The organism is Photorhabdus sp. P32 (genome assembly GCF_038085095.1).
GTDB lineage: Bacteria > Pseudomonadota > Gammaproteobacteria > Enterobacterales > Enterobacteriaceae > Photorhabdus > Photorhabdus luminescens.
In genome coordinates this window covers 1-25,910 of record NZ_JAZGJN010000248.1, presented here as the reverse complement: position 1 = coordinate 25,910, position 25,910 = coordinate 1, and the positions used below count along the sequence as shown (strand labels likewise).

General features: G+C 41.5%; 23 protein-coding genes. 6 read left to right on the top strand and 17 right to left on the bottom strand.

All coding sequences use genetic code 11. The features are described 5' to 3' along the window. Window positions 1-95: 95 nt before the first annotated feature. Genes V2H77_RS09160 through V2H77_RS09150 form a run of 3 tightly spaced genes read right to left on the bottom strand, consistent with a single transcriptional unit; the run spans window position 96 to window position 1,380 of the window. On the bottom strand, window positions 96-569 hold the full coding sequence (locus tag V2H77_RS09160; protein WP_341498551.1) for a hypothetical protein: 474 nt from the start codon (window positions 567-569) through the stop codon (window positions 96-98). Next, window positions 533-892 carry a tlde1 domain-containing protein gene (locus tag V2H77_RS09155; RefSeq protein ID WP_341498550.1) on the bottom strand — a complete coding sequence of 120 codons (360 nt, stop codon included), beginning with the start codon at window positions 890-892 and terminating at the stop codon, window positions 533-535. The genes V2H77_RS09160 and V2H77_RS09155 overlap by 37 nt, the downstream gene beginning before the upstream one ends. A 2-nt stretch (window positions 893-894) precedes the next feature. Next, on the bottom strand, window positions 895-1,380 hold the full coding sequence (locus V2H77_RS09150; protein WP_341498549.1) for an Hcp family type VI secretion system effector: 486 nt from the start codon (window positions 1,378-1,380) through the stop codon (window positions 895-897). A 228-nt stretch (window positions 1,381-1,608) separates the two neighbouring features. On the opposite strand from V2H77_RS09150, the gene yhjD reads away from it, so the two are divergent. Beyond that, window positions 1,609-2,601: an inner membrane protein YhjD gene (yhjD, locus tag V2H77_RS09145; protein ID WP_341498548.1), complete on the top strand. Its 993-nt coding sequence runs from the start codon at window positions 1,609-1,611 to the stop codon at window positions 2,599-2,601. Window positions 2,602-2,655: 54 nt separating this feature from the next. Further along, window positions 2,656-2,862 carry a 2-hydroxymuconate tautomerase family protein gene (locus V2H77_RS09140; RefSeq protein ID WP_049584069.1) on the top strand — a complete coding sequence of 69 codons (207 nt, stop codon included), beginning with the start codon at window positions 2,656-2,658 and terminating at the stop codon, window positions 2,860-2,862. Window positions 2,863-2,904: 42 nt separating this feature from the next. On the opposite strand, the gene V2H77_RS09135 is transcribed toward V2H77_RS09140, so the two are convergent. Continuing rightward, window positions 2,905-4,395 carry an insulinase family protein gene (locus V2H77_RS09135; RefSeq protein ID WP_341498547.1) on the bottom strand — a complete coding sequence of 497 codons (1,491 nt, stop codon included), beginning with the start codon at window positions 4,393-4,395 and terminating at the stop codon, window positions 2,905-2,907. 178 nt (window positions 4,396-4,573) lie between these two features. Continuing rightward, window positions 4,574-5,281 (bottom strand): HAMP domain-containing protein, encoded by a 708-nt coding sequence (locus V2H77_RS09130; protein ID WP_049584067.1) that lies wholly within the window; start codon window positions 5,279-5,281, stop codon window positions 4,574-4,576. Window positions 5,282-5,788: 507 nt separating this feature from the next. On the opposite strand from V2H77_RS09130, the gene V2H77_RS09125 reads away from it, so the two are divergent. Further along, a complete protein-coding gene (locus V2H77_RS09125; protein ID WP_341498546.1) occupies window positions 5,789-6,814 on the top strand; it encodes an AraC family transcriptional regulator in 1,026 nt (341 codons plus the stop codon). A 7-nt stretch (window positions 6,815-6,821) separates the two neighbouring features. Here the strand turns inward: V2H77_RS09125 and V2H77_RS09120 are convergent, their stop codons facing one another. From V2H77_RS09120 to V2H77_RS09075, 10 genes are all read right to left on the bottom strand, one after another. Further along, window positions 6,822-8,465, bottom strand: a complete 1,644-nt coding sequence (locus V2H77_RS09120; RefSeq protein ID WP_341498545.1) for an OPT/YSL family transporter — start codon at window positions 8,463-8,465, stop codon at window positions 6,822-6,824. A gap of 89 nt (window positions 8,466-8,554) precedes the next feature. Further along, window positions 8,555-10,075: an MFS transporter gene (locus tag V2H77_RS09115; RefSeq protein WP_341498544.1), complete on the bottom strand. Its 1,521-nt coding sequence runs from the start codon at window positions 10,073-10,075 to the stop codon at window positions 8,555-8,557. Between the two features lie 176 nt (window positions 10,076-10,251). After that, on the bottom strand, window positions 10,252-10,992 hold the full coding sequence (locus V2H77_RS09110; protein ID WP_341498543.1) for a hypothetical protein: 741 nt from the start codon (window positions 10,990-10,992) through the stop codon (window positions 10,252-10,254). A 33-nt stretch (window positions 10,993-11,025) separates the two neighbouring features. Beyond that, a complete protein-coding gene (locus tag V2H77_RS09105; RefSeq protein ID WP_341498542.1) occupies window positions 11,026-11,997 on the bottom strand; it encodes an isopenicillin N synthase family dioxygenase in 972 nt (323 codons plus the stop codon). A 517-nt stretch (window positions 11,998-12,514) separates the two neighbouring features. Next, entirely contained in the window at window positions 12,515-13,534 is a 1,020-nt protein-coding gene (gene dppF / locus V2H77_RS09100) for a dipeptide ABC transporter ATP-binding subunit DppF (protein WP_341498541.1), read from the bottom strand. Further along, entirely contained in the window at window positions 13,531-14,511 is a 981-nt protein-coding gene (gene dppD / locus V2H77_RS09095; protein ID WP_265377660.1) for a dipeptide ABC transporter ATP-binding protein, read from the bottom strand. The genes dppF and dppD overlap by 4 nt, the downstream gene beginning before the upstream one ends. Before the next feature lie 12 nt (window positions 14,512-14,523). Continuing rightward, on the bottom strand, window positions 14,524-15,423 hold the full coding sequence (gene dppC, locus V2H77_RS09090; protein WP_341498540.1) for a dipeptide ABC transporter permease DppC: 900 nt from the start codon (window positions 15,421-15,423) through the stop codon (window positions 14,524-14,526). A 10-nt stretch (window positions 15,424-15,433) separates the two neighbouring features. Next, window positions 15,434-16,453 (bottom strand): dipeptide ABC transporter permease DppB, encoded by a 1,020-nt coding sequence (dppB, locus tag V2H77_RS09085; RefSeq protein WP_132347848.1) that lies wholly within the window; start codon window positions 16,451-16,453, stop codon window positions 15,434-15,436. Between the two features lie 211 nt (window positions 16,454-16,664). Next, window positions 16,665-18,272 (bottom strand): dipeptide ABC transporter periplasmic-binding protein DppA, encoded by a 1,608-nt coding sequence (gene dppA / locus V2H77_RS09080; RefSeq protein ID WP_341498539.1) that lies wholly within the window; start codon window positions 18,270-18,272, stop codon window positions 16,665-16,667. A 529-nt stretch (window positions 18,273-18,801) separates the two neighbouring features. Beyond that, window positions 18,802-18,993: a hypothetical protein gene (locus tag V2H77_RS09075; protein ID WP_341498538.1), complete on the bottom strand. Its 192-nt coding sequence runs from the start codon at window positions 18,991-18,993 to the stop codon at window positions 18,802-18,804. Window positions 18,994-19,304: 311 nt separating this feature from the next. On the opposite strand from V2H77_RS09075, the gene V2H77_RS09070 reads away from it, so the two are divergent. The 3 genes from V2H77_RS09070 (at window position 19,305) to V2H77_RS09060 (ending at window position 23,101) form a co-directional block, all read left to right on the top strand. After that, window positions 19,305-20,081: a tRNA-dependent cyclodipeptide synthase gene (locus V2H77_RS09070; protein ID WP_265377665.1), complete on the top strand. Its 777-nt coding sequence runs from the start codon at window positions 19,305-19,307 to the stop codon at window positions 20,079-20,081. 64 nt (window positions 20,082-20,145) lie between these two features. Further along, a complete protein-coding gene (locus V2H77_RS09065) occupies window positions 20,146-21,420 on the top strand; it encodes a cytochrome P450, cyclodipeptide synthase-associated (RefSeq protein WP_265377666.1) in 1,275 nt (424 codons plus the stop codon). Between the two features lie 298 nt (window positions 21,421-21,718). Beyond that, on the top strand, window positions 21,719-23,101 hold the full coding sequence (locus V2H77_RS09060; RefSeq protein ID WP_341498537.1) for a DHA2 family efflux MFS transporter permease subunit: 1,383 nt from the start codon (window positions 21,719-21,721) through the stop codon (window positions 23,099-23,101). A gap of 1,106 nt (window positions 23,102-24,207) precedes the next feature. On the opposite strand, the gene V2H77_RS09055 is transcribed toward V2H77_RS09060, so the two are convergent. Together V2H77_RS09055 and V2H77_RS09050 are read right to left on the bottom strand one after the other, a co-directional pair. After that, the gene (locus V2H77_RS09055) at window positions 24,208-25,128 is read right to left on the bottom strand and encodes an EamA family transporter (protein ID WP_341498536.1); all 921 of its coding nucleotides are present in this window, start codon (window positions 25,126-25,128) and stop codon (window positions 24,208-24,210) included. Between the two features lie 131 nt (window positions 25,129-25,259). Beyond that, window positions 25,260-25,499 (bottom strand): hypothetical protein, encoded by a 240-nt coding sequence (locus tag V2H77_RS09050; protein ID WP_341498535.1) that lies wholly within the window; start codon window positions 25,497-25,499, stop codon window positions 25,260-25,262. Window positions 25,500-25,910 lie beyond the last annotated feature (411 nt).

The window sequence follows — 25,910 nt, the reverse complement described above, 5'->3', positions numbered from 1 at the left end:
ATAGGGGATATCAACTCCATACAAGTACACTTTACACTTTGAATTGTCAGATAATAAGCCGCTACAATGAAAGCGGCTTTTAAATAAAGCTAGCATCAATATTTTTGTATTTCCTTTGAAATTTGATAAATATTTTCTATACCGATAGAACATTCATCATCTGAAGCTAAAGTCGTTGTTATGAAACTGAGTTTATCCCTAGATTTGTTGGTAAATGTTATATGATATATTTGCCTATAAATCGGATGAGATAAATAAATATCGTCAAATTCATGTTTATCACTCAGTATTTTGTCCTTTTCAGCTTTAGCTATTTCACGTTGTAGAATAATAGCTACTTCACTTTTGTTTAATTTCTCAGAAAGAATTAATGATGTTTTCGTTTTATCGAAATCGATATTATGTCTATCAATACCAAAGTCATTCAAACTATTTGCAGTAAGCTGAGTTGCCCATCCATTTATATCTGAACAATCAGGTCCTGCGGCAATAGCAGATATTGAAAATGATAATATAGCTACCGATAGTAATATTATTCGACCATTAAATCGTGATCGCCACTGACCCATATTTGTTTCCTGATGGATAAACTAAGAACAATACAACCGTCAGAGCCTGTTCCAGGATGTTTCCTATTATCGCCATGAATTTTAAAAGCCCCCCTTCCACACATACTATTACTGCTATCCGGTATTAAAGATAAAGTGTAAGCTTTCGTTTTCACACTGTAATGAGGGGGACCAATCTTGTAACTTCCACGAGGCAAAGGCCCTTTAAAAGGAACACATTCATTAGCAGTATTATTTTTAAATCCAACAGCACCAGAATACCCTTCTGCAATGAAGGTTCCATTATGATATAGCTTGCCTGAATTAACCTTAAACACCCACATATTTATGCCCTCTCGGCCCAACTATCTGAACATATAATATTCCCATCAAGATAATGCCATGTTATTTTTTCATAGCTCAAATCAACATATTCATGATGAGTATGCTTTTCAAAAAAGCCATTTTTAATATCGTGCATAAATGTAACAATAGAAGAAACTCTGACGTTTTCCAATATAATTTTAAAGTACTCCTTTTCTTGACCAGAATCATCTATTTTATAGAAGCTAAACTCAGCCTTCTTTAAGGTCTGACCTGTACTTAATGCTTTATATAAATAAGGTGATGATGAATCGATTTCTTTCTCAAAAGCAAATCCACCATGAACACGTTTCCCTGTAATCTTCCCTGTTATGTCATCCGTCGGTAACTCGACAGTATGCATAAGTTCTAGCACTTCAATACTGCCTTCTCGATTCATTATGTCTACAGATCCTTTTATATCTGAACCACCATCGTCTTGAAGCCAAAGATAAACCGGTATAGCCATACTAATTACCTCCTGAGTTATTGTTTCATTGGTTAATATTATATCAATGACATTAATAAATGGAAGATTAAATTTCACCCAAGACTATCGCCCGGAAAATCCCGCCTCGCTAGGCTGATGGCATATCACTTTGACAAGTAACCTAGATTTGACAACGGAATAATCTCGTAGAAGTATGGCATGATGAGATCGCTCATATTCATACAAGGTAACTATTTGAGGCTATACATGCCAAAGCGTGCAGAAAAACAGGAAACAACCCAACATCAGCCGGAAAAGTTATCCAGAACTCCTTTGGAGAAAGGCATTCACCACGGCAAAAAAGCGATTTCTCTGACGGTCAGAGTAGGAAATTATATCCGCAATATTCCTATTATTGCTCACTTTATCCGGGCAACGCTGCGTTTTAATGATCGGATGGGTAATCAGTTTGGCGCCGCAATAACGTATTTTTCCTTCTTGTCGCTTATCCCAATTCTGATGCTCTCTTTCGCCATTGCCGGTTTTATTCTGGCCTCTAATCCCGATTTGCTGGCAAAACTGATTAACGGCATCGCTAACAGTATTAGTGATCCGACTCTTGCCAATACACTGAAAAATAGTGTCGATACAGCAATTAAACAACGTACTACCGTGGGATTAACCGGTTTGGCAATTGCGCTGTATTCCGGGGTGAATTGGGTCAGTAATTTACGTCAGGCCATTCTTGCCCAATTTCATCCTGTCTGGGTGCGAAATCAGGAAGACAACGAGAAAATCTATTTTAAATATCTTCGTGATGCTATTTCTCTGATTGGGCTATTATTAGCGCTGGTAATCACGCTATCACTGACCTCTATCGCAGGCTCCGCCCAAGCAACTATTGTTAAGATGTTAGGGTTAGATGGCATTGAATGGCTGCGTCCATCCTGGTTCCTGATTGGATTGGCCATTTCTATTGCAGCCAACTATCTGCTTTTCCTATGGCTATTTTGGGTGTTGCCTCGCCACCAGCCAGAACGTAAAGCGCTATTGAGAGGAACATTGATGGCAGCAATCGGCTTCGAAGTGATCAAATATATTATGACCATGACGTTACCACGACTCGCTAATTCCCCTTCTGGCGCCGCATTTGGCTCTGTTATCGGCCTGATGACATTTTTCTATCTCTTTGCCCGCTTAACGCTGTTCTGCGCTGCCTGGATAGCCACTGCGGATAATAATTATAAAAATACCGAATAAATATGCCCTGGCAGAGCGAATCTGCCAATAATAACCAATGAGAAGGAGCTGTTTATGCCGTTTGTTAATATCAGAATTACTCGTGAAGGTGCTACAGCAGAACAAAAGAAGCAATTAATTGAAGGAGCCACTCAGTTACTGGTCGATGTATTAGGAAAAAATCCGGCGACAACTTTTGTCATTATTGATGAAGTCGATACCGATAACTGGGGAATCGGCGGTAAGAATGTGACTGAGATTAGAGCTGAGGCTAAAAAGTAGCTTCCAATGATGAAGGGCGGCATTACCCGCCCTTTTACCGCTTTAAGACGCTTTTGCATCAGGCTTAGATATCGGTGGCTGTGCCGGAATGTCAACTTTATCCTTATGGGGTGTCAGCGACATAATCTGATTAAAGCTGTTTCTTAACTGGTCGACATCCATCTCCGCTTCCCCTTTCGGTTGAATCAGAATAAATGCCACCTCTTGTGAAAGGATATGCTTCAACTCACGATTAAGCATGTCAGGGGTCAATGAAGCCAAAAATGCTTGCCTCAAACGCTGATACTGCTCAGGGGCGATATCCACCACATTGCTCTGTTGGGACAAAAGGCGCTGATTAATCAGAATATCCGTGCTGGTATGAGCATACATGGCAAACAACTGGCTGAGTTGTGCTTGTTTTTGCGCATATAGCTCATCAAACTGCCCCTTCGGCAATCCTTTATCGCGTAGTGTGACCAATTCAGCCGCCAAATACTCCATTGCAGGTTTTAGATTACCCGCTGCCGTGTTGAGATTCAGGGCGCAACTTGCACGATGATACTGGACTTTACAATCCAGCCCCAATTTCAACGCCTTATCATTTTTTCTTTCCAGCCCAAGTTGCAGATAGCGATAAAGTGCCTCACGGGTAATATCACTGATCCAATAGTGATTAAGCACTTGTGAATCATTAATCGGCTGCCAATTGAGATCCCAAATCAGAGATAAAGTATCTTCTTTCTTTTTATCGCTGATAATCCCTATGGTCTCCGGTTTCATTGGTGACAATGCTGCGATAGTGGCCGGAGTATGGCGCTTACCTTTCAATGATGAAAACGCTTGGCTGATATTTTCCGGCAGAGTACGGCTATCCACATGGCCTGCAACGTATAACGTCATCATGTCAGGGGTATACCACTGCCGGTAAAACTGCTTAAGCTTGTCCAAATCAATAGGCTGATGCGCGTTTTGCGCCGGATCATGCCCTAACAGCGTTGAACCTTTCAAACGTCTACGCCACACGGGATCTTGTATATCTGGTGGATAGGTTGCGACGGATGTATCAGCCATTTTCATAGCATGCTGTAGTGTCTCAGGTGTAAATACCGCTTTGCCCGCGGCATCAGCCAACCAGTTCAACGCGTCTTTTAGTAGTTCAGGCCGATTATGCGGCAAACTCAAGCTATAAAGTGTGAAATCATATGAAACAATTGCCGGAGGCAATGGATATTTTGGATCAATAGCACTGTTCCATAGCTGCTCTAATTTAGTAGAAGATAAGCTTTTGCTACTAAAGAGCACCACTTTCGGAATCAACCAGGTATAACCCGTTTGTTGGGTTTTCTCCGCCAATGACCCTGTTTTCACCACAAAACGCAACTGTATTCTGTCGTTAGGACGTTGCGGCGTCTGCAAAATTTGCCAGTTAAAACCGTTTTCCAGTTTACCTTGTTTCCAGGCAGGGTCAGGCTGCAAGGCTTCTGCCTGCGTCTGGCCCGCAACTGCCAGCATTATCCCACCAATAAAATAACGAATTTTCGTACCCTGCATGTGAACCCCTATAGATGTCTATCCTTGGTTTTAGCCCTCGAAGGTTTAACCATTGATGACAGAATATGTTCCCTTCGACCAATAATAACGGTAGAAAAAGCAAAAACCTGAATTTTAGCAGGCGAAATCCTATTAGGATTATAACCGAGGATTAGACCTCAAACCGCCACGGATGGTTTCATGATGACGGAGGTTTATGCTTATTAAATTGACGATTATATCCCCTGATCAGCAGACCCAGTTCATCATCCTGATGGTATTTAGGGCAAGCCATTGGCTCTGATGGTTGATCGTTATTAAGATCCCGCGCAATGTCACGTAATGGGTGCACAATAATCCGGTTGATACACCAGCTTATCGACACCGTAAGGATAAGGGCCAGTAATAAATAAGTTGTCAGCATCAGCGCCAACGTATTAATAGCAAAACGATATACTCGGTTGGAATCCACTTGCAAAATCAGATGCCCTAGCGGTTTAGCATCTGTCGATACTGAACCATAAACATGCAGAGGAATACTCACTTCCACAGGGATCCCAAAAACTCGTTTCGCCAGTTCGGGGATTGGGCGATGGGTAGCAAAGCTCAATCGTATCACCCGGATATCCTCCGGCAACACCACATCCGCCCGTCCTAAAATACCTACAGTACGCAGCCCTATCAGCAACTCTTTTGCTTTACTGAGATCGGAATTAAGTAGTGCTTCCGTTAAAGGCGCCTGTACCTGCACTGCCGCATTATTAAGCTGGCTGATATAATCATCTTTACGTTGCTGTATAAAATGACACAATTGAATCGTAATAAAAATAGCAATGGTCACCAGCGTGACGCCGGTCACTGCGGCCATCTGTTTAATGGTTAACGAACGTTTGACGCGCAATTTCATTTTCACTTAAACCAATGCTTATGGATATCGCAGTTATAACACGTGATCAATGGACTTGAGTATACTTGATTTTATCGCTAACGATCCTGTTTCACTTATCCAAGTCGTTATTTTGCTAAAATAATTGCTTTTAGTGACTATCTGTAACTTTTCCTGGCAATCCACCTTCACTTACTCTATCCAGAACCCATTCCAATAGTTATGTTGTCATGATTTAACCAACTGTATTGAAACAGGTTTTAGTGAGATACGTAGCAGGTAATTGCATAAAGTCGTGTATGAAATAGGGCAACACGATAAGTTCATACCATATATGCAATAAAAGTGACTGTATACACAACATCATTAGGCAAAACGTAATGAAAGTTTAAATTTATACTATCTTCTATTATATGTACCTATTTAGGATAAGCATATATTAACCACAGTAACTCAGTGTATGTCCTGACTCCTCAACGTGACACTATTAACCTTGTGTGATTAACCTTGTGTGAAAGGATGGTGTGTATGAGTGATCTTGAAGATTTATACCCCTATCGTTTTTCAGCACGCTCCTATTCTAAAGCTGAACGGTTTGATGCCTGGCGAGAAGAGCATCAGCATCATAATATTTCGCTAAAAATGCGTGAAATTACTATCTTAGACGCTAATTTCTGTGGAATGCATCTAGGGGAGTTGATGCTTGGACGTTGGCGTTTCCTTAGCAAGCGCGAGAGTACAATCAATAACTTTGCTTATCGTTCATTAGACAAGATTCGCAAGGATAATCTTGACCATTATTATTTTCGCCTTAGCCTTTCTGATTCGTGGATTTATAATGATGATAGCCGCCAAGCCAAGATAAGACCTTCACAATTGGCTGTTATCGATTTAGGTCAATCATATAATTTGAGCATTGCCGAAGGTGAGGTCATCATGTTGATGGTTCCTCGAGATCTTCTCCCGACAACAACGGCTAATTTTCATGGGGCAGTTTTAAATCACAGCCTGGGACAGCTTTTTGCAGAACATATTAGAGCGCTATTTCTACATGCTCCCCACTTGCCTAAGAACGATATGCCACAAGTTATGCAAGCGACTTTGGGTTTCCTGAATGCAACGCTTTCTGCGACTCCAGATAATATTATTCAGGCACAAACTGCAATTGATACGACTTTATTCAACAGGATCAGACACTATATCGATCAAAATCTTAATTCAAATAAACTAAACGTTAACCAGATTTGTGAACAAATCGGTATTTCCAGGAGTCATTTATATCGGCTCTTCGAAACAGTAGGCGGTGTAGCAAGTTACATTTGTTCACGACGTTTATCTAAAGTTCATTCAATTCTGAGTTCCCAAATCACCCCTCGTCAACGTATTGCTGACTTGGCTTATGAGTATGGGTTCAGTAGTCCTGTTCAATTCGCGCGTGCCTATAAGAGGAAATTTAGCTATTCTCCAAGCGAAACGAAAAGAATTATTCTTCCTATTGATGAAGATTCATCTGTCTTGAAGCCTAGTGGCGATTTTTGGCTACGGTCTCGTTGATTGTTGATTAATGTTTGTCCGTGCTCTGCCCCACTGCGGGTGAATGGGCGCTTAGCATTATGCTACAAAGAGCATCTCCTGCAATCATCCCGCCCGCGAAAGATTCTAGTCCGTGGGAAGGGTGGTTGCGATACTTTCGTTTTACCCATAAACGACAAATCAACCCAAGGAGAACCATCCAGCCAACGGTAGGTTTAGCTATCAATAGTCCTGTTGCAAGCATGATACCTAATTGGCCCCGAGTACCGCCAATAACCTGTAGTAGCGCGCCCAATATGACCCAGCCGGTGAAATTCATTAAGTTGCTTTGATCTATACTTGTTTTAATAGCCGCAGCATAAGCCAAATTGACTGGGGCAAACAGGTTACGAGCGAACAAATCATGCCAGGTTAATAGAACAGCTATAATCGCTATGCCAAAACCTAACATGCCTGCGATCATTTGTTCTCGCCGTCCTCTTTGCTCAAATATGGGATCACGATTATTACCTCTCAATATGTATCCTGCTTTAAGGTCGTAGCCCATATCAGCAAATGCAGCCCCAGTTGCCGATGTAAACGCTGTTAATACAACCAAAGCCTTGACTGGAAAACCAATCCAGATACCAATTACCAATGATAGTAGTGCGACACCAAACGCAGGCATCCACCCGGTGTTCATGGCTGCGATTCCTACGATGAGCTCGTGAAGTAGCGCTGAAATCGTGCCAAATACCACAAATCCAATCAACATAGGTAAGCTAAGTTGTTCAAACAGCCCCGTCGCTAGAGCAAGTATCATAGCCAAAAGCAGATAGCCCAAACTGCCAATACCAAGTAAAGCCCGAAAAGATGAAGTACCAGGCTGATCAATCTGATGTTGATGACAACCGGCGGGGGTAGTGATGTGTGTCTTCTTCCGCTTGTACATGGAAAAGCCAATTTGCAAAGCTGCTACCATACCAGCACCAACCAAAATCCCTTCCGGCATTCTCAGGGTACTAATATCCAATGCAAACACAATATAGAGACCGGGAGCCAATAGCAGTCCAGCCGCGAATGACATCATCGCCGCAAAACCCCCGATAAAAGCAATACCGGCAGCCGACATTGGCAAACCTAAAAAACTGCCGATAAACCCACTTATCACCCCACAGATTAATGTGATCGTCCGATAACCCCCTCGATCAGTGGTTTTGATCACTTCAGCGGTAGCCATCCCAAGAGGCCAAGCGCCTGATGCCGGAAATACCGGGGAGTCAAACATACGATACAGTAGGAAAGCATCCCACAACATAGCCAAACTTACTCCTACCAGTATCGGCATAATGAGTTCAGGCATCTCCATGACGTGCGCGATACCCAGCGGGGCTAGAAGGCTGATAGCTGCGCCAAAAGTGGCAGAGGACATACTGGTTTGCACCAAATTTTGTGCATGAACAGAACGGAAAAGCGTGAATTGATAGATTGGGAGTCGTGCAATAGCCATAGCAACTAAAGCACCGATTATAGATGTGCTTGGTGTGACACCCAGAGTGACAAGTGTTTGGATACCAATTATTGATCCAAGAGAACTGACCAGAATCAATACAACTAACATTAATGGAGAAAACGCCCGTGGATGAAGTGATGAGATATTCGTCATACTCTGATGATTTGATTCTTTCCCCACGGCGCTCTCCCCTAATTTTCAAAGTTGGTAATCGTCACTGTCTCTCTGTTGTTTCATCATCTATCTTCAATTTAGACTGATTTTTTAATCTATTGTTTCGGCTGTTGCCGTTTTAATGTCATCCAAAGGATACACAAAACTGAAAGAGAGATAGCTAACAATAACCCCATTGCCGCACGGTATCCCTCAATAAAGAACGTATGAAAAACATTCAGTGCATCTGCAAGGTCAAGACCAGCATGCTGATGCAAAGCTGAAAGAGCCCCTTCTGGTTCAGCGATAACTTTCTCCACCCACTGACCAGGAACCACGCCAAATGCGCCTAATTTAAGTAATAAGCTGCTGGCGGCAACTTGCTGATAAAGTAGCAGACCAAAAGCAAGACCTACAGCGCCGCCAATATTATGCACCGTCCACGACGACCCCATAGCAACCGCTCCCATACGTTCTGGTACAGATGAAAGCGCCGCCACTGTGGATGGCCCCAATACACAAGCCCAACCAATACCCATAAATGTAAATGCAATAGCAATACTGAATAGACTGCTGGATTCGGAAAAGAGTGTTTGAAGGAATGCTGAAATCGCAAAAAATAAAAAGCCGCTGACGAGTATTATTTTGACTCCCATTCGGTCAGTAAGCCGACCAACAATCGGTGAAAGAAGAGCAACCATCGCCGTAGTAGGAAGCAACATCATACCTATCTGATATCCCTGGAGAGACTTTATCGTATGTAAGTACAGAGGCATCAGGAAAAAAGCCAGGCAGTAAAAGAAGGCCAACGCAGCATTGGCTATAGCCGCACCAATGAAAGTCCGGTTTTTAAACAGATGGAGTTGAAGGATCGGCGAAGAGACCCGTTGCTCAATATGATAAAAGATGACCAACGCTACGACCGATACGATTAAAAGACCCAGTGTGGAGAATGACAGCCAGCCCCATTCACTACCTAAGCTGAGGACAACAATGCAGGCCGACAGACCTGTGATCAAAAAAATCAATCCCCCCCAATCTAACGTGGTCCCTTGTTCCTTATTTCTGGATTCTTTGACGCTAACCGTACAGATTAATAGGCTTAAGATAATCAATGGCACGTTTATCAGGAAAATCCAACGCCAACCCAGAGTGCTAACAATGATTCCTCCTATTACTGGACCAATTGCCAGTCCAAGTCCATTAACCCCAAAGAGCAAACCGATACCTTTTCCACGCTCCTTCTCAGGGAAAGCATTAGAAACTATGGCGCCAGAGGCTGTGTATAAGACGGCGCAAGATACCCCCTGAGCAAATCGAAACGCGATAAGCCAGTTCATATTGGTAACGAGTCCAGCACCGAGTGATGCGAGTCCGAAGCATATGGCGCCAAGGTAGAGTATGCGTCTACGACCATAGATATCGGCCATACGCCCCATCACAACCATGAAAGCCGATAGCGCCAAGAGAAAAATATTGATAATCCACTGGAGTTCAGCCACTGTAGCATGAAGATCCGCTCTTATTGCGGGCAAGGCCGTGTTGACGATAGTAAAGTCAATACAACCAAGAAAGCTCGCAATACTCACACCAGTCAAAACCCACCACTTTCTGTGATTCTCTGAGAAAAAAATCATCAACTAGCCTCCACTGTGTTCAGTAGTTCATCTAAAAAATTCCCGGAACCTTATTGAAACAAGCTTGAATATTGGCTTAGCATGTGCCGGGAATTTCCTGGAACGACAGACTATGACCTTATCTTCCTTAGTTATCTCATATCTATCAGGTTACTGATATTTCATGTCTTTTTGATTTATTCCACCATACAATGAATCGCGTCTTCCTGAAGGAATGCATTATTAAGAAAATTTGGTATAGACCGCTTCTTAAAGCGTAGAGATAACCAGCGTTCTTTTCCAGGATCTTTTTCAATAACGAAACGCTCACGTGTAGCATTCATAGCCGCAGTCATTGGTTGTGGGTAGATGACGAAATCATAACCTTTAGCTGCCCAAATCGGCATAATTATGGGACATTCCTCCATAAGATAATTTAAACAACGTATGAACGCCTGGACGGTATCAATACCTGGGTTCCGCTTTACCATTCGATCAATAAATATGCCTATGGTTTCGTTAATTGCCTCTTTATAGGCAGGATCATTGGCATATAATCCCTCTATATCTTCTCGAAATGCTAAATATGATATATCGTTTAGGGCCTCATCCCAGCGGAGAATATTATTGGGAATCGAGAGTGCGGCGAGAATTTCAGAATTTCGAGCGATCCAGGAAGTACCCAATTCATATGTAAAACGATAAGCTGCCTCATAACTCATTCCCAAATAATTATGCCGCTGTAAGGTATCAGCGACCGCGATTGTGCATGAAGAAAACCCACTCTTATTAATCAAATCAATTGTTGCTGCGAGTTTATCGCCTTCGTGATATTTTTGGCCGACACTGATAAGTAAGATGACCTTGCTACCCGACAAGGCCGTTTTTTCTTTATCAAAATTGAATGCAGCTTTTGAAAAGAATGTGTAACTAGCCATATTCTTGCCTCCAAATTGAAGCTTTATTATTTCCTAAGCACCAATACTGTAATTCGACTTTATTCTCGTCATAAGATGATCTGCATACTCAATACGAGGATATTTTGCTGGATTATTAGCATCCTTAAATATATCTAATGGAGCTATTTCAGCATGCATACTTGGCTCAAAAAAGAAAGGGATAGCATATCGTTTCTTTCCAGAGCGATTTATTACCCGATGGGGAGTAGAAATAAAGTTATCGTTAGTCATCCATTTGATCATATCTCCGCTATTTAGGATAAAAGAACCCGGTTCAGGTGGAGCATCAATCCATTCTCCCTCTTGATTTTTGACTTGCAATCCCCCAACCGTATCTTGTGCTAATAAGGTCAAAAATCCATAATCCGTATGCGGGGCAATGCCATATTGGTCTTCAGGAATGATGTCTGGCTGTTCCGGGTAATATTGAAGCCTCAAGAAAATAGTCGGTTCCCTGAAATAATTATCTAATGCATCGGGGCTCAGGCCGAACGCCATTGCAAAAACTTGTACCATCCGTTTCGCCAAAGCCTGCATAGATTTATAGTATGTGGTGATCGTCTCCTTAAACTCCGGCATATCTTCAGGCCATTGATTTGGGCCAGCTAAGTTTTGTTCTAGTTTAAAATCTTCACTCTCCTCCGATACTTCATTAGCAATAATAAATGCCTCACTTTGATTAGGCTTACTTGCTTTTTCCAAAGTAGATAATTCAAATCGAGATGCTTTCCTAGGCATATAACCCCGAAAGAACTTATTTTGACGAATTTTTAATTTTTTATTCAGTGGTAAATTGTGGAAATCTCTTGCTGCCTGAAAAGTGGCTTGTACTAAATCTTCTGATATGCCGTGATTAATAAGGTAAGCAAACCCCACATTTGTATATATTTGGCGAACTTGATCTGCAACTGACAATAATCCCGTATCTGTATGGGTAAATAGCGGCGCAAGGTCAATATGAGGTATTTTCTCAAAACTTTTCATACATGACTCTCCCTGACGACTCAATGTCAAATAATGATGAATTCTCTCCTTTAGAATATAAATCATAAGAATATTTACAGGGTAAGCATTCCGTCCCAGAAAATGGATATTTCATCCCATCAGGGATTTTTATACGTGTAATGAATGAGTTGCCTCAGTTCGTGTTTGAAAGGAGAAATCAGAAAATAGCGTTTATACCCGTTATCTTTCAAGTTGCCTCTTTGTTGGCTGCACTCACTCACCCCGGTCACATAGTTATCTATGCTCCCGGGGATTCGCTCCCTTGCCGTCGCGATGCACCTTGAAATCCATTGGGTATATACCAACTCTATTATGGGAAATTAAGGATGGTTCAACTACCCACCATCCTTAAAAGTTATTATACCCTTCATCTTTCAAGCTGCTGCTTTGTTGGCTGCTTTCACTCACCCCAGTCACATCGTTATCTATGCTCCTGGGGATTCGTTCACTTGCCGCCGCGCTGCAACTCGAAATCTATTAGGTATAGCTTAACTAATTATTCCACCGCAACATTTTCATCCTGATCAACCGCAAAACAAGCGATTAGTTGATTACTATATTGATTCAGTTTTGGTTGAAGCTGGGTACAAACGCTAAGCGCCCGGCGGCAACGCGCTGCAAATGCGCAACCGGGTGGTGGATTCATCGGGCTTGGCAATTCGCCGGTCAACTTTATCCGTTCACGGCGTAATTCAGGGTTCAGCCTTGGCGTTGCTGATAATAACGCCTGTGTATAGGGATGACGAGGATTACTGAAAATCATCTCCCTACTGCCTTTTTCCACACAACGACCAAGGTACATCACCATCACTTCATCAGCGATATGTTCAACCACAGACAAATCATGGGAAATAAAGACATAAGAGAGCCCCAACTCTTGCTGCAAATCCATCATCAGGTTCAGCACCTGCGCCCGTACCGAGACATCCAATGCGGAAACTGGCTCATCCGCAATCACCACATCCGGGTCCAACATTAGACCACGGGCAATCGCAATCCTTTGCCGTTGACCACCAGAGAACATGTGCGGATAACGGCTGTAGTGTTCAGTTTTCAGCCCCACTTTTTCCATCATCTGCAACACTTTTTCTTTACGTTCCTGTGCGCTCAACTTGGTATTGATCCGCAGAGGTTCCTCCAGGATCTGCCCAACTTTCTTACGCGGATTAAGTGAACCATAAGGATTTTGAAACACAATCTGGATTTTCTGACGGCGCAGTTTTTCGGCTGCTTTATTGGGTACCAGCAGATCTTGCCCCTGATAATAGAGCTCACCATCGGTTGGCTTTTCAATCATCGTCAGCAACCGCCCCAGGGTAGATTTACCACACCCCGACTCACCCACAACTGCCAGCGTTTTTCCTCTCTCCAGTTCGAAAGAGATGCCATCCAATGCTTTTACCGTACTGGCAGGTGAAAATAGCCCCCCTTTGATTGGGTAATATTTTTTCAGCTCTGTTGCTTTCAATAACGGCGCCGTTGATGTCTCCTGCGCCTGATAAATAGGTTCACTCATACTGTCGGTCTCCCTGCATCATCCAACGGCATATGGCATTTCACCTGACGTTCTCCCACCGTTCTTAATTCCGGCTCCACCTGACGGCAATGTTTCTCGGCATAGGGACAACGCGGATTCAGTAAGCAACCAACGGGCCGGTCATATTTCCCCGGTACAACGCCCGGTAGAGAAGCAAGACGGGATTTATCCGCGGCAAATTCAGGTAATGCTCTAAGCAGGGCCTGAGTATAGGGATGGCGTGGCGCCCGGAAGATCTCCGACGCTTTACCAGATTCCACCACCTGCCCGGCATACATCACGATAATGTGATGAGCAGCTTCTGCCACTAATGCTAAGTCATGGGTGATTAATATCAGCGCCATATTTTCCCGTTGCTGCAACTCCAACAACAGCTCAATAACCTGCGCCTGAATGGTCACATCCAGCGCCGTTGTCGGTTCATCAGCAATCAGTAATTTTGGCCGACAAGCAATCGCCATTGCGATCATCACCCGTTGACTCATACCACCTGATAATTGATGCGGATACACATCCAGACGCGATGCAGGATCAGGAATACCAACCAAGGTCAACAGATCAATCGCTCGCTGGCGGCGGGTACGACGATTGCCGCCTTGATGTACTTTCAGCGCTTCCATAATCTGAAACCCAACGGTATAACAAGGGTTCAAGCTGGTCATCGGATCTTGGAAGATCATCGCCACTTCCGCACCAACTAATTGTCGGCGTTCTTGTTCGGAAATTTTGGTCAGGTCACGCTGGTTAAATTCCAACTTGTCAGCCATCACTCTACCCGGATAATCAATCAATCCCATCACAGCCAATGAACTGACCGATTTACCTGAACCAGACTCTCCGACAATCCCAACAACCTGCCCTTGCTCAACCCGGTAACTGATGCGGTCAACGGCGCGGAATGGTGCTTCTTCGTCACCGAAGTGAACCGATAATTTTTCTACATTTAACAGTGCCATTTCGCCACCTCACTACTGCTTGAGTTTAGGATCAAGCGCATCACGCAAACCGTCACCCATCAGGTTAAACGCCAACACTGTCAACAGAATCGCCACCCCTGGGAATGTCACCACCCACCAAGCGCTTTGCGCAAACTGCAATACATCAGACAGCATTGTTCCCCATTCCGGCGTAGGCGGCTGCGCCCCCATCCCCAGAAAACCCAAAGCGGCCATATCAAGAATGGCATTAGAAAAACCCAGAGAAGCCTGTACAATCAGCGGCGCCAGACAGTTAGGCAGAATATTGATAAACATCTGGCGCATGGAACCCGCACCCGCCACCTGTGAAGCCGTGACATAATCACGGTTAACTTCGACCAACACCGCAGCGCGAGTTAAACGGATGTAATGCGGCAGAGACACAAAGGTCAACGCCAGTGAAGCATTGACAATGGATGGCCCAAATATCGCTACCAGCACCAAAGCCAGCAACAGACTTGGCAATGCCAGCATAATATCAACGATACGCATGATGATAATATCCACCACACCACCGAAATAACCCGCCAGCACACCCAAAACAACCCCCATCAACAGGGATAACACCACCACCAGACAACCTACCAGTAGTGAAAGCCGGGCGCCGTACATCAGACGTGAAAGTAAATCACGTCCAACATCATCAGTACCCAAAATAAACTGCCAACTTCCCCCATCCTGCCATACCGGCGGCGTCAGCAAAGAATCGCGGAATTGTTCAGCCGCACTGTGTGGAGCCAGTACCCCCGCCAACAGAGCAACCAATAACATCAGCACAATATAAACCAGACCAACAACAGCCCCTTTATTGCGCTTAAAGTAATACCAAAACTCCTGCATCGGCGTCATAATCTTAGGCGCACTGTTTGCAGGCTCAGTCACTTGAGACATAATGTGCTCCCTATTTCTTATGCCGGATACGCGGGTTAACGATGCCGTATAGCAAGTCAACTATCAGGTTAACCAAGATGATCATGATCGCTACCAGTAATACACCGCCCTGCACCACCGGATAATCCCGGCGTTGAAGGGCGTCGATCAGCCAGCGTCCAAGCCCCGGCCAAGAGAAGATAGTTTCAGTCAGGATCGCCCCCGCCAGCATAATGCCCACCTGCAAGCCGATAACGGTTACAACCGGCAGCAATGCGTTGCGAAGCGCATGGACCACAATCACACGAATACGGCTCAAGCCTTTAGCGCGTGCAGTACGGATATAATCTTCACCTAGTACTTCCAGCATAGAAGAGCGGGTCATACGGACAATCACCGCCAGTGGAATCGTCCCCAAGACAACGGCAGGCAAAATGATATGCATCACCGCGTCTTTAAAATCACCGGCTTCACCCCAGAATAGTGTGTCGATTAGCATAAAACCCGTCAGCGGATAACTGTCATCAAGGAAAACACTGTCGCTTATTCGCCCGGATACCGGCGTTAGATCCAACTGGACAGAAACCAGCATGATCAACATGATCCCCCACCAGAAGATCGGCATGGAGTATCCCGTTAGGGAAATACCTATCGCAGTATGATCAAAAACAGAACCGCGTTTTACCGCCGCCAAAACGCCAACAGGAATACCGACAGCAATCGCGAACAGCATGGCGCACATCCCCAGTTCAAGAGTTGCCTTGAAACGGGGAACAAACTCTTCCCACACAGAGATACGACTTTTCATGGAGATACCAAGATCGCCATGTAACACATTGCCTACATAATGAAAATATTGCTGCCAGAGTGGCTTATCCAGCCCCATTTCAGCCATTACCTGAGCATAGCGCTCAGCCGATATTCCACGTTCCCCGGCCATAATGGTCACCGGGTCGCCGGGAATCATATGGACAAAAGCAAAAGTCAGTAAAGTAATGCCAATAAACGTTGGGATTACCAACCCCAGACGTCGGAGTATGAACTGCAACATATCCCGAACTCTCTTTTTTTAAATGCCGGTTACAGCTCTCAGGCCGTTTGGCTTGATAAGGGGGAGGACTTTCCCCCTTTGGCTCACAATTCAATAAACGCCTTGTCTCTACTTTTTTTTAGTTTTCCGCCGGTTATAACTGTCTGGAGAAAACCGCCATCTTCGGTTAAAGATCAGGAAGATGGCATATCACAACAAAGTAAGAACAGGATTATTCGAGAGACACGTTACTGAAAATATGTCTGCCCAGAGGATCAACGACGTAACCTTTGACCTCTTTACGAATCGGTTCATAAACCGTGGAGTGAGCTACAATCAGTGCCGGGACCTGTTCGTGCATCACAACCTGCGCCTGTTTGTAAAGCTCGACACGTTTGGCGTGATCAGCAACGATTCGTGCTGGCTGAATGGCATCTTCAAACGGTTTGTAACACCACTTAGAGTAGTTAGAACCTTGATCTTTGGCTGCACAGCTAAATAGGGTTGCGAAGAAGTTATCTGGATCACCATTGTCTCCCGTCCAGCCCATCATCACAATTTGGTGCTCGCCGTCTTTAGCTCGCTTCAAATATTCCCCCCATTCATAGCTAACAATTTTGGCTTTAACACCAATTTTTGCCCAGTCAGCCTGGACCATTTCAGCCATACGACGAGCATTCGGGTTGTATGGACGCTGTACGGGCATTGCCCACAGATCAATGGTAAAACCACTTCCCATCCCTGCTTCTTTTAGAAGCTGTTTCGCTTTTTCCGGATCGTACTGATAATCTTTAAGATCATTGTCGTAACCCCACATGGTTGGTGGGATCAGATTTTTGGCTTTCTGACCAGCGCCCTGATAAACCGCTTCAACGATAGCGTCTTTATTGACTGCCATCGTCAACGCCTGACGAACTTTGACGTTATCCAATGGCTTTTTAGTGACGTTGAAAGCGACATAACCGACATTCAGACCAGGCTGCTCCAACAAAACAATATCTTTATCCTGTTTCATGCGAGCAATATCTGCCGGATTTGGATATGGCATAATCTGACATTCATTTTTTTGTAGTTTTGCATAACGCACAGAAGCATCAGGGGTAATAGAGAAGACCAACCGGTCAACTTTGGCTTTATCTCCCCAGTATTCTTTGAAGGCTTTATACAGAATGCGAGAATCTTTCTGATATTGCACCAACTGGAACGGGCCTGTACCAATTGGATTCAGATCGACTTTCTCCGGCGTACCGGCTTTCATCATCTTATCTGCATATTCTGCTGACATAATAGAGGCGAAATCCATGCCTAAGTCAGCCAGGAATGGTGCTTCTGGGCGGCTCAGTTCAATCCGAACAGTATAATCGTCTACTTTTTCAACCTTATTGATTATCTCACTCATACCCATGCCAATGAAATATTCATAGCTGCCGCCTGACACCTTGTGGTATGGGTGGTTTGTATCTTTTTGCCGCATGAAAGTGTAGATCACATCATCAGCATTAAATTCTCGGCTTGGTTTGAAGTCTTTACTATCGTGCCACTTAACACCTTTGCGCAGATGAAAAGTGTAAACTTTACCGTCATCGCTAATATCCCATTTTTCAGCCAAGCTCGGAATAATTTCAGTTGTACCTGTTTTGAACTCAACCAAACGGTTATACAGTGGTCTGGAGCTGGCATCATAAGTTGTGCCGGCAGTGAACAGTTGAGGATTAAAGCCTTCCGGTGAGCCTTCGGAACAGTAAACCAATGTTTTTGCCTGAACGCTGGCGGTTACTGCCAATGCAACTAAGCTGACCCCTAGCTTCAATAACTTCGCCCCTTTAGAGAAAGTTGTCATTTTCTTACACTCCATTTGTGATGTTGTTGTGTACAGCCAGAATCTGCACTTCCTGTCAGAAACTGCGCTGTTTAGATTTTGTTTATTATTTTCAGCTTATCAATTAAACAACTGTTGTCTCTTGCGTCAATAAGATCTCAACAGATGCCATCAACAATAGAAAAACACAAAGGAAACTAATAATTAACATAGTTAGCACAAAAACATGACAATGCGCACGTTTTATAGGCAAAAAGACCATAAAAGGCACATAGCTACAGGATTAATCACCATTAACTTGTGCGCAAAATTTGTGGTTGTTTGATTAATTAGTAAACGATTATTTCGGTAGAAAAGATGATAACTGGCATAAAATGCTGTGTGCCGAATAAAGTTGGCATCTGAAAAGTTAATCCAAGAAGTATAACATTAATAATATAAATAAATACAAAAACCTGTTACTAATTTATCTAAGTTTTCATCACTTTTGGTTTCATTAATGATTAACTAATAAATTAACGGCCGTTGCCATTATCCGGTCTCTATAATGCTAGGCAGATTTCAAATACCCGCCCAACCCTTCAATTCTCCTAATTTTTTCGTAGTCTTGTTGGATAACATCCTTATCATGATGTACGAAATAAACCGTTCCAGACTGGCTAAAGACATCTTTATTTATTGTAATTTCATCACCTTCATCAACATAAAAAACAGTTTCACAGAAAAAGGGGAATTTTTTCATAATCGTAAATACTAGTATTAGTAATTATAGTAAAGAAATATGAAAAAATTTAATTATTTTCTGCACGAAATAGATGAAAAATCATCATTCGATAATAATAGACGTTACATTGCTTCAGCGGTAGCTCGTGAATTGACTTAGTGTTAGCGGTACATTTTTCTATCAATCAAATGACAAGATAAATAGTGCAATAACAGAATAGCACGACAAAAACTAAAATAATGATTTATGAATACGTAATTAATGCTATATGAAAACTAAAGAATTTAATATCAGAATTAGACGATATTATATTAAAAAATGGAGAGCCAATGAGAATGTTATCCGCTGAAAGAAAATGTTCTAAAGAAACGAACAATCAAACATTATCTGTCCATTCAGAGTTGTTACACGAAAATTCATCATCATTTACTATCCAAGGTGAAACTCCCCATTGTGACCAAATTATTCAAAGGGGTGATCATGCACTAGTAGGGATAAGCCCTTTTAATTCACGTTTTTCAAAAAATTATGTTGTGGATCTTATTCAGTGGTCAAGTAATCACTTCCGGCAAGTCGACGTACTGTTACCTTGTGAACATGAAGCTTCACGCCTTTTAGTTGCTAGTGGAATTGAGGACACTAAGGCTATCAAGAAAACACAACGCGAAATTAAACGTCATTTACGTATTCTTGATTCTGTTATTTCAATGGCAATATTAAAAAGTAAGCCAATCAGAGTCATTCAATTTAGCGACTTTGCACTAAACTATGATTACCAATCTCTTAGAACACAGGTTGAAAACGCTTTCAATGCATCAGAGTCTTTTAAGAAAATCTGCCTTGATATGTCTTTTCAAGCCATAAAAGGGCGACTAAAAGGTACTGGACAATACTTTGGTCAAATTGACCTACAATTTGTATATAAAGCGTTGCCATACATTTTCGCTGAAATTCCCTTTTACCTCGATACCCCTCGACTACTTGGAGTAAAACATTCTACATTGCTCTATCATCGCCCTTGGCCTATAGGAAAAGGCTTATTTAACGGTAGTTATCCTATACAAGTAGGAGATAAACAGAGTTATGGAATTGTCACTCAATTATAGAAAATAAAGAATCAAATTAGACAGGCTCTTATTATTCAACACCATTTAAAGAAGAAGTAAAATAATGGCTAAATTAAATTCTTTCAGCATTCACAACCCAAAATTTATAGAAAATCCTTATGACTTTTACAATACCTTGCATGAGCAAGATTTAATTTATTTTGATCAATCTCAAAATAGCTATTTTATCGGCAAATATGAGGATGTTGACGCTATTTTAAAATCCTCAATTTTCAATACACAGCCATTGATTGAGCGAGCGGAACCCGTTATGGGAGATCGTGTTCTTGCTCAAATGGAAGGTGAAGAACACGCGCATAAACGAAAACTCGTGATGCAAGGACTTTCAAAAGATTATTTTGATAACCACTACGAACCCATGATTCGAAAGCTCACAGAAAATCTCCTACAACCTCATATTGAAAAAGGAAATATAGATCTTGTTAATGACTTTGGCCGAGATTACGCTGTATTAGTGACATTAGGTATTCTTGGGCTACCAAGTGATAACTATCGTGACATAGCTGAATGGCACAAGGGTATCGCCAATTTTATTACCCAATTTGATCAAACAGAGCCAGAGAAAATGCACAGCCTTGAATGTAGTCAGAAATTGATCCGCTTACTAAATCCTATAGTGGACCAGCGGCGGTGTAATCCTGGTGGAGACTTTATATCTATACTTTGTGGTGGTAACGGACAAAATACAGGGATGTCTACAAGTGAAATTACGGCATTGTGTCTAAACATTCTATTAGCTGCCACAGAGCCTGCCGACAAGACACTAGCAATGATGTTTAATCACTTAATATCTAATCCAGGTATGTTTGATGCAGTTGCTAAAGATCGTAGTCTAGTTCGAGACGCACTTGAAGAAACTTTACGTCTGACATCACCCGTACAGCTAATTCCAAGAAAAGCGGGTGAAGATGTCACTATCTCTAATATTGATATCCCCAAAGGTGCCCTAGTATTTTGTATGATTGGTGCAGCTAATCGCGATCCATCAGTTTTTCATAAACCAAATGAATTTGATCTATATCGACGAAAGAATGCAATTTCTCAGCAGAAAGCAAATCGAAGGAGACAGTTAGCCTTCGGTACAGGTATGCATGCCTGTGTTGGTGCTGCATTTTCACTCCGTCAGTTGGAGATTTCATCCAATATTATTTTGGATCGCCTGTGCAATTTACGTTTTGCTGATAACTATCATTATCAAGAAACAGGTGTGTATACACGAGGGCCTTCTAAACTCCTTTTGAGTTTTGATCCAATAATATCTTCTACTTCGGCAAATGGTTGTCCTGATCTGAAAATCACTGTGGAAAAGATGGAATAGGAACATAAAGTTCACGCTATGGTGTAATGAGGAACGCTGTCACCTATCTAATACAGCGACATAATGGTGAGTATGAGACAGTTCTAGAAAAACATCAGATTTGTATGAAATAGTTCAGAAGATCCATCTGAAGTACTGATTAAAGGGATGCCAAAGGTAGGCATCCCTTGAAACAATGATACTCAATCCCAAACTAGAGAAAATACTATCACAATAAGCAGTTTTAAAATTAGCTTAGGTGACAACTTGGTCAATTCTCGTTCAGGTAAGAAAACTTTATTGGTGACGGAGATATATCATGAGCAAAAATAGTGATTCTGGGCAGTCAACACCTTTAAACCGATACCAACACTGGGTTATCACATGTCTTGTCATCGGGATTTGTTTACCTCTATTAGATGCAACAATCATTGGCGTTGCCATTCCATCTCTGACAGTCAGTCTTTCGGCTTCAGTTGCACAGCTACAGTGGGTTTCAACACTGTATACCTTGAGTGCAACAGTCACAGTCACGATTTGTGCTTGGGCAACACGCCGAGTGGGAGCCAAAAGCCTTTGGCTAACCGGTCTAGTCGTTTTTACGTTAGGTTCATTACTTTGCGGTTTTTCCTCTCACATTAATTTTCTTTTAGCCAGTAGAGTCATACAGGGCATAGGTGCCGGTATTCTGATGCCTGTAATGCAAACAGTATTAGTTAACGCAGTTGGCAAGCAAAATTTGAAAGGAGCTATGGCAACTATTGCTGTACCTACAGTTATTGCTCCTATTGCTGGGCCTATTGTCGCAGGCTATTTATTGCACATCGGTGATTGGCGTTTAATCTTCTTTATCAATGTACCCATTGGGATAGCAGCCATTGTGCTAAGCGCCATGTGTATCACCAGAAATGATAAGGCGGAATCTATACGCTTTGATCTAATGGGATTTTTATTGCTGACACCATCGCTATTGTTCATGATTTACAGTCTGTCATTGCTGACAAAAGCAGATACAATGAGCCCTCTCCATTGGCTAATTATGGTTGGGATCTTACTTGCAAGCCTAATACTCATTTTGCTTTTTGTCCGCCATACACAAAATAAAACCGCTGATGCTTTAATTCAACTCACACCATTTAAAGTAAGCTCTTTTACCGCATCCATTTGGTTATTACTTCTTTCAAGTATTAGTTTTTATGGCGGCCTTTTTGCTTTACCAATTATGTTTATACATGGCTTTCAACAAAGTGAATTACTTGCCAGTATTTGGATAGGCGCCCACGGAGTAGGCGCACTTATTTCACGCTCTTACCTTAAATCATTAAGCGAACTTTTTAGTGTAAGTAATTTAGCTCTAATTGGAACAATAATGACTATATTCGGCACAGTGCCGCTATTCTTGCACAATATCCCATCTCATCCAGAAATCATCATGGTGACAATGTTGCTTAGAGGAGCTGGTATAGGTTTACTTACATTATTAGCTATGTCCCATGCTTATCATGAGTTACCTGCCACTCAAGTTCCGGATGCAAGCGTCATCACCAGAATCGGAACCTTATTTGGCGCATCACTAGGTACAGCAACTGTCGCTGTACTTTACAGCATTAGTCCAAGTCGTGAGAACTTTTCCCTTATTTTACTTGGGCTACTATTTATTACTTTCTGTTGTACAATTCCAGCACTTAAACTACGACGTTAATCTCAGTATAGTACGGGCACATAATTCTGTGCCCGATTTTTAGATGGACTACCTGATACATTGGCACCTTGATGTTCAATGCATATAACGCCGTCATGAACAAGCCGAAGAAAACACTTAGCGCTGTTGGGAGAACAACGGTGAATTACACTGCTCGAATGTATTGAAATAGCATTATCACCGGCATATCATAACTCTGCCAGTCCATGTATGATTTCAGTCGCACCTGCTTTTGTTGTGCTAGAGGTGAATTGTTGTGGATTAAATCCTTTTCTTACACTCCATTTGTGATGTTGTTGTGTACAGCCAGAATCTGCACTTCCTGTCAGAAACTGCGCTGTTTAGATTTTGTTTATTATTTTCAGCTTATCAATTAAACAACTGTTGTCTCTTGCGTCAATAAGATCTCAGCAGATGTCATCAACAATAGAAAAACACAAAGGAAACTAATAATTAACATAGTTAGCACAAAAACATGACAATGCACACATTTTGTAGACAAAAAGACCATAAAAAGCACATAGCGACAGGATTAATCACCATTAACTTGTGAGCAAAATTTGTGGTTGTTTGATTAATTAGTAAACGATTATTTCGGTAGAAAAGATGATAACTGGCATAAAATGCTGTGTGCCGAATAAAGTCAGCACCTGAAAAGTGAATCAAATAAGTATAACACTAATAATATAAATAAATACAAAAACCTGTTACTAGTTTATCTAAGTTTTCATCACTTTTGGTTTCATTAATGATTAACTAATAAATTAACGGCCGTTGCCATTATCAGTCCACCATTAATACCAAGCTGGCTAAAGACATCTTTAGTTATTTCGACTTCATCACTTTTATCAGCACAAAAAACAACTTCATAGAAAAAGGGGGATTTCTTTAATTACGATATGAAATTATTAGCAGTAAATAAACCAAAACGGTGATTAATCAGACGTACATTATAGGAGTGATTAATGAGTGTATAAACTTATCTCTTTATAGCCTTGTGAAAATCCCCCTACTCAATAATAGACATAATAGCAGCACTAATTTTCCCTAAACCTATTGCTAATTTATCTATTATCGGTCGTAATATTCCATCTATTTATACCTCATTATACCTTCTTATCTTTTTTTATCTTACTCACACCAAGAATAACTAATAAAGAAACTATAACCGAAGCTGCGATAAGACTTTCAACAGAAAAAGCTATACGTGAATCAAAATATTGAAAAAGAATGGTAAATACCGGTATTAGTAGAAATAGTAAAGAAACATGAAGAGGGGTAATGGCATTAATTGCCTTCAATACAAGATAGATTGGAAGTAAATGTCCAATTATAACAAGAAGCGACATCGGAAAAATTATCTCGCTATCTAAACTAAGAGAAACATCGGATATTGAAACATAACAAAATGAAAGTATTACCATTAAAATACTTCTAACAGACAATATCTCATATGTTTGCCATTTTTCCTTGAATAATTTCTTAGAAAAAATAGTGTATAATACCGTTCCTACAGCACCGATTATCACACTAACAATGCCAATAATCCTATCCTGAATTGAGCTTGATGGTAATCCACTATTTCCTAAAAATGCATTTACCAGCATCACACCTACCCCAATGAGAACTAACCAGGATATGACAACTTCCAATTTTTCCGTTTTTGCTTCGCCTTTATCGATAAAAGATGAGAGGAGGATAGTTATCGCAGGGCCGCAAGCCACTGAAGCCACACCCACAATTGCAGGTTCAAGAAAACGCAACGAAATGATTAATCCTCCCCAATTTAATAGAATTGAAACATTAATAATTAACACCAATAAGGTGTTCTTGCGGACCTTCATAATTAATTGATCAATTCCTTTGAAAATACTTATCATCATAAATAATAAAGTAGACGATATAAAACAATAAAAGATAACAATAGCTGAATTTATCGATTGCGTTAAATATGCAACAAACACATCAGATGCTGCACTGATGAGACAAAAAATAATCCCGTATACTACACCACTATATGTAGACATATATCACCTATTATCCTCTTGCTCCAAAAATCAAAATTCCGACATTGGATTGGTTTTATTATTGAAAATTAATCTTTAATCACTATCACCTCCACTTTTAGTATAATATTTTGACGCCTAAACTACTCCATTCAGAAATAATTACTTTGGTGTTTCATACAGAAGATCTTATTTTTCTCTTTACGCTCACCTTTCATGCCCGGTCGAATATTAGCTTCTTTTTCTAGGATATTAACTATATGTGAGAATGTCCTATCTTTATAGCTACCGATAGGATCGTGATATTCACACTTAGAAAATACTCGATTATCGTTTATTTTAAATTTATCAATTTCGAGTAAAAGCGTGCTGCCTATATCACTTAAGTTCATAGTCATATTCCATATAATATTTATAGAAGGTAATATTCATACACTATTCTTGTGCTTTTTCAAACAAGTCATTTAATGAATGAGATATATTTCTCAGATAAACAAACCAAGTCTTATTTATCATAGAATGAATATTATAAGGATAACATTAAATACAATTGATAATAATTAAATGTCATTTTCTACCACGTTATTATTAGTATATGCGTAACTTTTATACAGAAATTACTATCACACACGATTAAAAAATTTCAAGTTAAATAGCGGAAATTATATATACCCGTGCTCATTGAAACTGCTTGATTTTCGCCCAAATGAGGTTCATGGTATCCGTCATGAAAATATTCATTACCGATGAACAAAAAGCCGAACTTGAACACCTCCATCACACTTGCCGTGATAAGCGGGCGT